Here is a 9,376-nt window from a genome sequence, read left to right on the forward strand (position 1 = left end):
GGGGGACGTCCGGTGTCACCCGTGAACCGGTACGCCCCGGCGGCCGTCTCCCTGCCGACACGGAACACCGGACGGGAGTACGCGATGGCGCACGAGAACGAGATGCAGGACTTCATGCGGCAGGCGCAGGAGATCACCGCGCAGATGCGCGCGGCGAGCGAGCAGATGGCGCGGCACGAGGTCGTCGGCACCGCGGCCGACGGCGCCGTCCGGGTGGCGATGACCCCGACCGGCGACGTCTCCTCGGTACGCATCGAGTCCCGTGCGGTCGACCTCGACGACCTGCCCCGGCTGGAGCGGCACGTCGCCCAGGCCGTACAGAACGCGCTGGACAACGTACGCGGGGTCGCGGAGCAGTTGATGCGTCCGCTCACCGACGGCCTGTCCCGCCTCGGCGAGGAGTGACCGGCGGGGCCCGATCCCTGTCACGGCAACGGATCCGGCCGGTACGGGCGGTCCGTTGACCGCCCGTACGGCGGTCAGCCGACGAGCGTGCGGCCCATCGAGAACAGGTCGTCGAACACCCCGAACACGCCCATCGCCAGCACCGCCGACAGCACCAGGCACACGACGCCGATCACCTCGACGAACCGGCCGCGGTCGCGCGTGTCCAGCACCGTACCGAAGGCGGCGTGGTCGTCCTCGCGCTTCGGCCGGTGCAGCACCGCCACCGCGACGCCGACACCGACGAGCAGCCCGCCGACGAGCACCAGCGCCCAGACGGCCGCGTTCATGCCCAGGTACCGGTAGGCGCTGGCGCCGACGACGCCGAACAGTCCGACCGCGCCGGCGGCACCGAGCGGTACCACCTCGGCGGTGAACCCGACCTGCCGCGCCCGTACGACGAGGGCCAGGCCCGCGGTACCGGCCAGGCCGAGCGCCCACGGGTCGCCGGAGACCGCGAGCGCCGGCAGCGCCACGACCAGCGCCATCGCCGGCATCGCCAGGATCAGCGCGAGCAGGTGCCGGGCGCGCAGCATCAGCCGCGCGGTGGTCGGCGCCACCCCGGCGGCGTCCTTCGGCATCCGGGCGCTCCACGCGGCGACGAGGCCGGCGAGCGGCCGGGCCAGCGCCACCATCGCGAGAGCCGACACGGCGGCGGCCGCGGCGGTCTGCGTACCGTCGGCGTGCAGCAGCGCCAGGACGACGCCGACCGCGCCGGCCAACGCCAGCGGTACCTCGACGGCCAGGACGGCCGGCTCCGGCGTTGCCGCGAGCGCCATCAGCGCACCCGCGTTGGCGCCGACCACGACACCGCACCAGAACAGCCCGCCGCCGAGGGACTGGCCGACCAGCCCGCCGACCGCGGCCAGGCACGGCGCCGCGCACAGCGAGACGGCCAGGCAGGCGCTGGCGGGCAGGCTGGCGCGCTTCTGGTTCAGCGCCCAGGCGAGCGCCAGCAGGACGATCGCGACCAGCGCCAGCCCGACCGCGGCGACGAGCCCGCCGCCGGGCCGGCGCAGCGCCACGACGGCCGCCGCGAGAGTCACCCAGCCCGCGCCGAGCCAGACCGTCAGTACGCCGCGGTGTCCGGTGTCCGCCCGGTGTTCCCGGGCGTCCGACGCGACCAGTTCCTCGATGTCCTCGACGACGGGCGCCGTACCGGGATCGTCGGCACTGTCCCGCAGGTACAGCACCTGGCCGTCGGCGACGCCCGCCTCGGCCAGCGACGTCTCCACCGGCCACGGCAGCTCGCCGGCCGGCGCGAGCGACCACGCCGGGGCCACCACCCCGCCGCCGGTCTGCCCGCACAGGTCCGCGAGCCCCACCACGTACTCACCGATCGGGCTCTCCGAGGGGAGCGCGACGTCGACGCGACGCCCCGCGCCGACCACGGTGATCCGGCTGCGCCTGTCCAGCACTTCTCAGCGCTGCCAGGTCTTGGTGTTGGAGGCCTCGGCGTTCACGTAGTTCTCGTACGACACGTCGAGGGCGTGCGCGATGAACGGCAGCAGCCCGGTGTTGCCGCCGGAACCGTCACCCCACAGGCCCATCGACGCCAGGTTCCACTCCTGCTGGAGACCCGTGAAGTACTGCTGGGCGTCGCCCTTCCAGGACTCCGCGAGCGGCGCCAGCTTCTTCCGCAGGGTGTCCAGCTCGGACGCCAGGTTGGCGGAGATCGAGCGGATGTGGGTGCCGGCCCCGGCCAGCTCCGGCGGCACCTGGAGGTTGCTCGATTCGATGTCGGGCATGGTGTTCTCCTTCGCGAACGGTGCGGGTCAGAGGTTGGCCGGCGGCGGGGTGACCGTGGCCGGCTGGCCGGACGGGTCGGTGGGCGTGTCGACCAGGTTGCCGTCGATGCCGACCAGGCCACGGAGGTTGTCGGCCTCGCTGTTGACGTAGTTGACGTAGTTGCCGCGCAGGCCCTGGCCGATGTCGACCAGCGCGTCGTGCAGGGCCACCGAGTACACCTGGAAGTTGGTCATCATCTCGGCGAACTGGGTCGCGGAGACGCCGAGCCAGCTCGCCCCGAGCCCCTCCACGTACGTGCGGAGCAGGCCCAGCTGGGTCTGCACGTCCTGCGCGGTCGTGTCGCAGTCCGTCGCGGCGTTCGCCACGTACTGCGGGGTGACGTTGTACTGCGTCATCTGCGCTCCTCCTGTTCGTTGGTACGGCGCGTCACCGGGGCGCCCCGCTGGTCGTGATCAGGTCCTCGGTGTACGCCACCTGGATCAGCTCGGGCGCCGACCGCCGCGTCACCAGTACGCCCCGGCCCGGTGGCCGGACCGCCGCGCGCTGGTCGCCGACGAGGGTGCCCTCCCGGCGGTCGCCGGACAGGATCAGGCCGGCGGTGCCCATCTCCTGCATGCGGTTCACCAGGACGTCGGACATCAGCGACCGGGACGACCCGGTCACCCGACGCGCCAGTACGACGTGGAAGCCGATGTCGCGGGCGTGCGGCAGGAAGTCGGCGAACGCGCGCAGCGGGCTCTGCATGCCGCCGCCGACCAGGTCGTAGTCGTCGACGACCAGGTAGATCTCCGGGCCCTCCCACCAGTCGCGCGCGGCGAGCTGCTGCGGGGTGACCGTCGGCGGGGGCAGCCGCTCCCGCAGCTTCGCCGACACCTGCTCGACGTACACCTTGAGGGTTTCGGAGTCCGCCGCGTACGCGCCGAGGTGTTCGTCCGGGACCAGGCCGAGCAGCGCCCGCCGATAGTCCACCACGACGAACCGCACGTCCCAGCCGGACCGCCGCTCCACCATCGACGTGATCCACGTATGCAGGAACGACGTCTTGCCGGCGCCGCTGTCGCCGAACACCAGCAGGTGCGACTCGTCGGTGGCGGCCAGGTCGAGGTCGACCGGCCCGAGGTCGCTCTGCGCCACGCCGACCGGTACGCCGCCCTCGCGCCGCGCCGGCAGCGCGCACACGTCGGGCAGCGCGATCCGGGCCGGCAGCAGCCGGATCGGCGGCGCGGCCGGCCCCTGCCAACCCTGGACGATCCCGGCCAGCACCGCCAGCTGCGCCTCCCGCAACCCCTCCGTACTCTCCGCGCCGTCCATCCGCGGTACGGCGAGGTGGAAGTACAGGCCGGGGGCGGAGAGGCCGCGACCCGGTACGCCGGCCGGGATCTGGGCCGCCAGCTTGCGGTTGATCTCCGAGTCGGTCGGGTCGTTGAGGCGCAGCTCGATGCGGGTGCCGATGGAGTCGCGCAGCGCCGGCCGGATCTCCATCCAGCGGCTCGCGGTGAGCACCAGGTGCACGCCGACCCCGAGCCCGCGCGCGGCGATCTCGGTGACCAGCGGATCGGCCTCCTCGAACGCGGCGCGCAACGCGCCCCAGTTGTCGATGAGCAGGAACACGTCCGCGGTACGGGTGCCGGCCGGCAGCCGCCCCGCCGCCCGCCGCGCCCGGAACTCCGCGATCGAGTCCACGCCCAACGTGCGGAACAGCCGCTCGCGTTCCTCGATCAGCGAACGGATCTCGGCGAGCGTACGGCTCACCAGCTCCTCGTCGCCCCGGCCCGCCACCGTACCGACGTGCGGCGCGTCGGCGAACGGGTGCAGCGTGCCGCCGCCGAAGTCGAGGCAGTAGAACTGCATCTCGGCCGGGGTGTGCGTGAGCATCGCGGACAGCATCATCGTGCGCAGCTGCGTACTCCGGCCGGTCTGCGGGGCGCCGACCAGCGCGAGGTTCGACTGGGTACCGGCGAAGTCGACCATCAGCAGCTGCTGGTCCTGCTGGAGCGGCCGGTCGAGCACGCCGACGACGACCTTCATGTCGCCGCCCGCCCACTCCGGCGCGCACATCCCGCGCCCGGGCCGCACCGCCGGCTCGCCCAGCAGCAGATCCAGCGGTACCACCGGGGGAAGCGGCGGCAGCCACACCTGGTGTGCCGGCGCGGCGAGCGGCCGCATCCGGTCGACCAGCACCTGCAGCTCGGTCGGCCCGGACTCCTCCGGCGCCCCGTCCGGCTCGTCCTCCACCGGCGCCACCGCGCTGTCCGGCAACGGCCCCACGTCGAACGGCACCACCGTCCGGACCGGCCCGCCCGCCTCAGTACGCTGCGCGGTCGTCAGGTACGGCGCGGACACGTGCGCGACGCGCAGCCGCAGGTACACCGACTCGCCGACCTTCAGGTACGCGGAGCCCGGGATCGACGGCAGCTGGTACGCGTCGGTGGTGCCGATGACGGTGCGGCTCTCGCTGGCGGAGAACGTCCGCAGGCAGATCCGGTACGACAGGTGCGAGTCGAGACCGCGCAGCCGCCCCTCCTCCAGCCGCTGCGTGGCCATCAGCAGGTGCATGCCGAGGCTGCGGCCGACCCGGCCGATCTGCACGAACAGGTCGACCAGCTCGGGCCGCCCGGACAGCAGCTCGCTGAACTCGTCCACGATGATCATCAGGTACGGCATGGGTTCCAGGTCCGTACCGTCCGGCTTCGTCGCGCCCGCCGCACGCCGCGTCTGGTACTCCCGGATCGAGTCGACGTCGCCCGCGTCGCGCAGCATCTGTTGCCGGCGCTGCTGTTCGCCGAGCAGCGCGGCGTGCACCCGGCTGATCATCGCCTGGTCGTCGACCAGGTTGGTGATGAGCCCGGACACGTGCGGCAGCCCGGACAGCGGGGCGAACGCGGCGCCGCCCTTGAAGTCGATGAGCACGAAGCTCAGCACCTCGGGCGAGTGGGTGAGCGCCAGCCCGGTCACCAGCGTCCGCAACAGTTCGCTCTTGCCGGAGCCGGTGGCGCCGACGACCAGCCCGTGCGGCCCGGCACCGCCCTGCGCCGCCTCCTTCAGGTCGAGCAGCACCACGCCACCCTCGCTGTCGGTACCGATCGGCACGCGCAGCTGGCGGCTGCTGTCCGGGCGTACCCAGAGGGTGGTGGGGTCGACGGTCAGCGGGTCGCCGTCGAACAGCATGTCGGTCAGCGACACGTCGCGGGTCAGGACCTGCTCGCGCTCGTCGATGAGGCGCAGCGGGGCGAGCCGGCGGGCGATCAGCTCGGCGGCGCCCGCGCTCACCGCGTCCGGTACGCAGTCGTCGACGGCCGCGGTGACCAGCTCGCCGCGCCCCTCCAGCGTGGCGCGACCGTCGTCGCCGAGCCGGATCCGCAGGTCCACCCGGCTCGGCTCGTCCGACTCGCGCTCCGCCAGGAACACCGCCGTGATCCCGTACTGCGGGCCGGCCTCGGCGAGCAGGCTGCGCAGCAGCTCCGACCGGCCCCACTCGGACACCGGCTGGAACCCGGTGAACAGCACCACCAGGTGCCGCGGCCGCGGCAGCTGGCTGCGGTCGAACGTGATCTGCACCCGTTGCACCGCCTGCTGTTCGCGCCGGGCGCGCAGCTCCTGCTCCAGGTACGTGGACAGGTCGGCGGTGTCCACCCGTACCAGCGAGCGGACGCCGGCCTCACCGGCCGCGTCGGGTTCCAGCGTGTGCGGCAGCCACTTCGCCCAGTCCCAGTCGCCGCCCGCCGACTCGACCGCCATCAGCAGGTCGTCGGGGGCGTGCAGGACGGCGAGCTGGCACAGCAGCGAGCGGGCCAGCCCGGCCGTACGCTCCGGCGGGCCGAGCAGGCTCACCACGCCGGCGTCGCCCAGGTTCACCACTGCCGGCTGCCCCTCCACCGAACCCAGCCGGGACATCAGCCGGCGGGCCGCCGTCAACGACCCCCAGTCGTACTCCCCCAACGGATCCAGCGGCTGGCTCAGCCGTACCGGAGTGGTGAGGTTGGCGCGGCCCAGGCCGACCCGGACGTGCAGGAAGTCGGGATCGCGGGCGCGGCGCTCCCACACCCGGTCCAGCGCGGTGCTGATTCCCCACAGCTGCACCGGATCCGGATGGTTCAGCGCGTTCACCGTACGCTGCACGGCGGCGCTGGTGCGCGCCTTCACCCGCGCCTCGTCCAGGTGCACCCGGTACCGGCCGCGCTGCCGCCGCACCTCGCGCCGGTTGCTGCTGCGCAGCTGCGACCGCATCGCGATGGTGACACCGATCGACACCACCACGAACACCATGCCGAACGCGATCAGCACGGGCCGGCCGAACGTGATCATGTAGCCGGCCATGCCCGCCGAGCTGAGGATCGGCAGGATCATCGCCACCCACGTGCCCGCCTTCGCGCCCTTGCCGGCGTCCGGCGGCAGCGGCAGCGTGATCGGGTCGGTGGACAGCGTCGGCGGCGCGAACCGCGGCGGCCGGTGGAACGCCAGGCGCGTCATCGGGTGCACCCGACCTTGACCTGCGCCACCGCCAGGCCGGCGCGGGCCGACGGCGACTTCCCCCCGCTCGACAGCCGCACCGTGATGCCCTTCCCGCCCACCGGGTACGTCCCGCCGGGCACCCACGTCGTCGTCGACACGCCCTGGTCGATCGTGAACCGCGCCAGCTCGGTGCCACCGGGCCCGTCCAGCACCGAGTACGTCACCGCGCGGACCTGTTGGTACACCTCGGGATGCGGCGCCGGCACGAGCACCTGTACGCGACAGCGCACCATCGCGGCGGCCGGCCGGAACCACCACTCGACGCTCGGCGCGACGCCGGATTCCGTACCGGTGAAGGGAACCGCCTCGTAGTCGCCGTGGCAGCCGTTCCGCGTCCAGGCGCCGCTGCCGACCGTCGCCCAGGTCGACTGCCGGCCGGTCACGGTGAAGCCGCGGTCGTCGGCGGCCGCACAGTCCCAGCCGGCGACCGCCGACCAGGTCGCCGCCGCAGTCGGCGCGGCCGCCGCCCGGTGCGTCGTCGGCTTCAGCTTCACCGGCTTGATGAGCTGCATCGCCACCCCGGCCAGCAACGCGAACAGGGTCGCCACCGTCGCCACGATCAGCGTCACGTGCGGCCGGGCGGTCGGCCGCTCGACACCCGGCCGCGCCCAGCCCTGCTCGGTGAAAGCACGCAGGAACTCCCGTCGCTGCTCGCCCGGCTCACCGACGTTCCTGTCCCGCTGCCGCGTGTCGACGCTCGTCACGACCTGCCCCAGCTGATCGGCGCCGACCGGCGCCCTGCACCCTGACGCCCGGATGACGGATGGAACGGCCCACCCGTTCACGCTTCCGGCCACTTCTTTTCTCGTACCCGGTCGGCTACTTCTTGTCGTTGTGCTCCTTGATCGGCGCGTCGTCGTAGTCGCGCGCACCGCCGTCGTCGGCGGTGCCACCGCTGTCCGGATCCTCGCTCTTCGGCACGTGCGTCGGCAGCTTGTCGCCGTCCGGCAGCGTGTCCTTCGTGTACTCGTGGGCCCCGCCCGGCAGGTTGTCTCCGTACTGCAAAAGGTTCTGGCACAACGAATCCTCGGCCGTCGCGTACGTCTTCGCCGCCGCCTTCACCAGCGCCTGGATCTTGCCGAGCGCGGCCTGCCCCTCCGGCGGCGCCGCGTTGCTGCTGGTCGTGTTCGAGCCGGACTTGTCGTCGGCCGGCAGGCCGAACATCTCCGTCACCGCGCCCAACCACTGCGCGTTGAACCCGTCCACCTCGGTCTTGGTCTTGCCGGCCCAGCCGAGGTTCAGGCCCTGCCACGTCTTGGAGATCTTGTCCATGTGGCCGTTGATGCTGTCCACGGTGGCGTTCAGGGACGTCGCGTGGCTCTCGATCTGCGACGGGCTGATCTTCAAGGCATCCACGGAGTCGTAGTTGGCCGGCGCGGGCTTCGGATAGTTCACGAGCCACCTCCTGCTTGGTTGGCCAACTTGTGGCCCTCCTGGTTGATCTGCATGATGGTCGCGGCGTTCTTCTCCTCGGAGTCCACGTAGTTGTTGTACGAGGAGCGCATCCGCCGCAGGGCCTCGTCCAGCGCGTCGGTCAGGTCGCGCGTCGCCTTGGTGAAATCGTCCGACAGCAACGAAAACGACGTACCCGCCGGGCTCTGCCAGGACGACTGGATGTTGGTGAACGTGGTCTTCACACTCTTCAGGTCCACTTCCAGCGCGTCCCGTTCCGCCTGCACCGACACGATCGCGGCGTTCAGCGCCGCCAGGTCGGCCTTCCAGATGATCTTCGTACCGTCCGGCTCGGTCGTCGTGACCGGCTTGCCGTCCGGCCCGTACTCGGTGGTCGTGCCGTCCGGCCCGGTGATGACCAGATCGCCGTTCGCCAGGTACTGGTAGTGGTCCGCGAGCGACTCGTCGCCGCCCGTCCACGTCTCCAGCAGCTGCCCCTTGCCGTTGTACCTGCTGTGCTGATCCCCTTGCGTGACAACGTAATCGCCGTTCGGCTGCCAGGCGATAGTCTCGGGCGGCTGCCCCGGCCGGTCGACCCGGATCGGCTGGTCCTTGTCGTTGTACTCGGTGACCGTGCCGTCCGGCGCCGTCAGCGTGTAGTGCCCACCGTCCAGCTGGTGGAAGGTCTTCGCGGTCGACTCGTCGTTGCCCTGCCACTGCTTGACCTCGTCACCGTTCTTGTCGTACAGCACGTGGTGGTCGCCGGTGGTCGCCACGTAGCTGTCGCCCCGGTACTGGAACGTCGTCAGCGTCCCGTCCTTCGCCCGCTGCTGCACCAGCCGACCGTCGCCCGTGTACTCGGTGACCGTCCCCTGCGGATCGGTCAGCGTGTAGTGCCCGCCGTCCAGCTTGTGGTAGGTCTTTGCCGACGACTCGTCGTTCCCCTGCCACTGCTTGACCTCGTCACCGTTCTTGTCGTACAGCACGTGGTCGTCGCCGGTGGTCGCCACGTAGCTGTCGCCCCGGTACTGGAACGTCGTCAGCGTCCCGTCCTTCGCCCGCTGCTGCACCAGCCGACCGTCACCCGTGTACTCGGTGACCGTCCCCTGCGGATCGGTCAGCGTGAAGTTCCCACCGGCCGCCGGATGGTACGTGGACGCGGTCGACTCGTCGTTCCCCTGCCACTGCTTGATCTCGTTGCCGTCGGCGTCGTACAGCACGTGCTCGTCACCGGTCGTCGCCACATATCCGCCGCTGCGGTACTGGAAAGTGGTGTGCT

At 71.9% G+C, this 9,376-nt stretch carries 8 protein-coding genes; 1 reads left to right on the forward strand and 7 read right to left on the reverse strand.

Annotated elements, in window-relative coordinates:
- The first annotated feature begins 21 nt into the window (after positions 1–21).
- Positions 22–405: a YbaB/EbfC family nucleoid-associated protein gene (locus Aru02nite_RS29285; RefSeq protein ID WP_203663109.1), complete on the forward strand. Its 384-nt coding sequence runs from the start codon at positions 22–24 to the stop codon at positions 403–405.
- Between the two features lie 74 nt (positions 406–479).
- Here the strand turns inward: Aru02nite_RS29285 and Aru02nite_RS29290 are convergent, their stop codons facing one another.
- The 7 genes from Aru02nite_RS29290 to Aru02nite_RS29320 form a co-directional block, all read right to left on the reverse strand.
- Positions 480–1,862, reverse strand: a complete 1,383-nt coding sequence (locus Aru02nite_RS29290) for an EsaB/YukD family protein (RefSeq protein ID WP_203663111.1) — start codon at positions 1,860–1,862, stop codon at positions 480–482.
- 3 nt (positions 1,863–1,865) lie between these two features.
- Positions 1,866–2,192: a WXG100 family type VII secretion target gene (locus Aru02nite_RS29295; protein WP_203663113.1), complete on the reverse strand. Its 327-nt coding sequence runs from the start codon at positions 2,190–2,192 to the stop codon at positions 1,866–1,868.
- A gap of 27 nt (positions 2,193–2,219) precedes the next feature.
- Positions 2,220–2,588 carry a WXG100 family type VII secretion target gene (locus Aru02nite_RS29300; RefSeq protein ID WP_203663115.1) on the reverse strand — a complete coding sequence of 123 codons (369 nt, stop codon included), beginning with the start codon at positions 2,586–2,588 and terminating at the stop codon, positions 2,220–2,222.
- 31 nt (positions 2,589–2,619) lie between these two features.
- A complete protein-coding gene (gene eccCb, locus Aru02nite_RS29305; protein WP_203663117.1) occupies positions 2,620–6,663 on the reverse strand; it encodes a type VII secretion protein EccCb in 4,044 nt (1,347 codons plus the stop codon).
- On the reverse strand, positions 6,660–7,409 hold the full coding sequence (locus tag Aru02nite_RS29310; RefSeq protein WP_203663119.1) for a hypothetical protein: 750 nt from the start codon (positions 7,407–7,409) through the stop codon (positions 6,660–6,662). The genes eccCb and Aru02nite_RS29310 overlap by 4 nt, the downstream gene beginning before the upstream one ends.
- Before the next feature lie 115 nt (positions 7,410–7,524).
- Positions 7,525–8,100 (reverse strand): WXG100 family type VII secretion target, encoded by a 576-nt coding sequence (locus Aru02nite_RS29315; protein ID WP_203663121.1) that lies wholly within the window; start codon positions 8,098–8,100, stop codon positions 7,525–7,527.
- The coding region (locus tag Aru02nite_RS29320; RefSeq protein ID WP_203663123.1) for a WXG100 family type VII secretion target at positions 8,097–9,376 on the reverse strand (1,280 nt) is incomplete at its 5' end. The genes Aru02nite_RS29320 and Aru02nite_RS29315, both read right to left, overlap by 4 nt.

The organism is Actinocatenispora rupis, from assembly GCF_016861975.1.
Taxonomy (GTDB): Bacteria; Actinomycetota; Actinomycetes; order Mycobacteriales; family Micromonosporaceae; genus Actinocatenispora; species Actinocatenispora rupis.

Excerpts from the sequence above, each read along its gene's own strand:
- Aru02nite_RS29295 (WP_203663113.1), bottom strand. The coding sequence starts at position 2,192 with ATGCCCGACATCGAATCGAGCAACCTCCAGGTGCCGCCGGAGCTGGCC.
- Aru02nite_RS29300 (WP_203663115.1), bottom strand. The coding sequence starts at position 2,588 with ATGACGCAGTACAACGTCACCCCGCAGTACGTGGCGAACGCCGCGACG.
- eccCb (WP_203663117.1), bottom strand. The coding sequence starts at position 6,663 with ATGACGCGCCTGGCGTTCCACCGGCCGCCGCGGTTCGCGCCGCCGACG.